The following is a 1,854-nucleotide window of genomic DNA, read 5'->3' on the forward strand; positions in this document are numbered from 1 at the left end:
TGATTTCGTAATGACGCATGAATGCTCCTTACGGGTTGTAGCCTGCCGCTCAAAAGCGGTCAGACAAGGAGTGAATGACACTTATGGACTTGAGGACGCTAGACACGTGGGTGCCTGCCATCACAGCAAGGGGCGCAATTGTAGAGAAGGGGCGAAGGAGGCGCAAGGTAATTGGTGATTATTTGAACAGCTCACCTGTTTTCGCTTTGCCACAAACGACTGTAGGAGCAAAGCTTGCTCGCGATAGCGGTGTAACGTTCAACATTGATGCTGAATGCTACACCCCCTATCGCGAGCAAGCTTTGCTCCTACACACAGCAGCGGATCAGGACTTCTTGGCGGCAGCTTTGGCCTTGACACCACGCTGGCGCTGCGCTTCGAACAGGCAGACGCCGGTTGCCACCGAAACGTTAAGGCTGCTGACACTGCCGGCCATCGGCAGATTCACCAGATAGTCGCAATGCTCGCGAGTCAGGCGACGCATGCCTTTGCCTTCAGCGCCCATGATCAGAATGGTCGGGCCGGTCAGGTCCTGGTCATAAATACTGACCTCGGCCTCCCCCGCCGTACCGACAACCCACAAGCCGCGCTGCTGAAGTTTTTCCAGAGTGCGCGCCAGGTTGGTCACGGCCACCAGCGGAATCACTTCTGCAGCACCACAAGCGACTTTTCGTACCACCGGCGTCAGGGTCGCCGACTTGTCCTTCGGCACGATCACCGCCAGCGCGCCTGCCGCATCGGCAGAACGCAGGCAGGCGCCCAGGTTGTGCGGATCGGTCACTCCGTCGAGCACCAGCAACAGCGGTGCGCCTTCGGTGCGATCGAGCAACTCGTCGAGCATCGCCTCGCCCCAGACCTGGCTTGGACTTACCTCCGCAACGACGCCCTGGTGCACGCCTTCAACCCAGGCATCCATTTCACGGCGTTCGGCCTGCCCCACCTGGACACGGTTTTCGTTGGCCAGCTCGATCAACGTCTGTACCCGCGGATCACCGCGACCTTCAGCCAACCAGATCTGCTTGACGCGTTTCGGGTGGTGACGCAGCAACGCTTCTACCGCATGCACGCCGTAGATTTTTTCCAACTGACTCATGGCTTGGCCTTAGGTTTACGCGCCCCGCCGCTTTTGGCTGGAGCCGAGCCCGCTTTTGGCGGGCCTTTACGATGTTTGCTCGGTTTGGCTGGCTTGCCGCCGACGGCCTTTTCAGGCGTCGACCGTCCGGTCTTTCCCCCAGACGGCGCTTTACCGCCGCTTTTCGCACCGGCCAGCAACGCCTGTTTCATTTCACGACTCTTGCGCACTTCGGCGTTTTTCGCCGCGGCATCGCTCGGACGGTAGGCTTCGACAGCCTTTTCCTTGGCAGGACGGCGGCCGGTTTTGGCCGGTGCCGGTTCTGCTGCGGTTTTACTCGCCGGCTCTGCGGTTTCGGCGCCACGCTTCTTGCGACCGATGGGTGCGCTGATGGTTTTCTCGGCCATCTCGAAGTCGATCTTGCGCTCATCGAGGTCAACGCGCATGACGCGCACCTCAACAGTGTCGCCCAGACGGAAGCTGCGACCGGTACGCTCACCCGCCAGGCGGTGATGCACTGGATCGAAGTGGTAGTAGTCACCCGGCAGCGCGGTGACGTGCACCAGGCCTTCGACGTAGATATCGGTCAGTTCGACGAACAGACCAAAACCGGTCACCGCGGTGATCACGCCCGGGAACGACTCGCCCACGCGATCTTTCATGAACTCGCACTTGAGCCAGTTCACCACATCGCGGGTCGCTTCGTCGGCACGACGCTCGCTCATCGAGCACTGCTCGCCGAGTTGCTCCAGGGCCGCTTCGTCGTACGGATAGATGCGCGC

Annotated in this window: 2 protein-coding genes; both read right to left on the reverse strand. The window is 60.5% G+C overall.

The features are described 5' to 3' along the window. Positions 1–325 precede the first annotated feature (325 nt). Positions 326–1,093 (reverse strand): 23S rRNA (guanosine(2251)-2'-O)-methyltransferase RlmB, encoded by a 768-nt coding sequence (gene rlmB, locus D8V06_RS21205; RefSeq protein ID WP_056852383.1) that lies wholly within the window; start codon positions 1,091–1,093, stop codon positions 326–328. Further along, on the reverse strand, positions 1,090–1,854 hold a 765-nt coding region (locus D8V06_RS21210; RefSeq protein ID WP_130931726.1), incomplete at its 5' end, for a S1 RNA-binding domain-containing protein. The genes rlmB and D8V06_RS21210, both read right to left, overlap by 4 nt.

Source organism: Pseudomonas sp. Sample_24 (assembly GCF_004307605.1).
Classification (GTDB): Bacteria; Pseudomonadota; Gammaproteobacteria; order Pseudomonadales; family Pseudomonadaceae; genus Aquipseudomonas.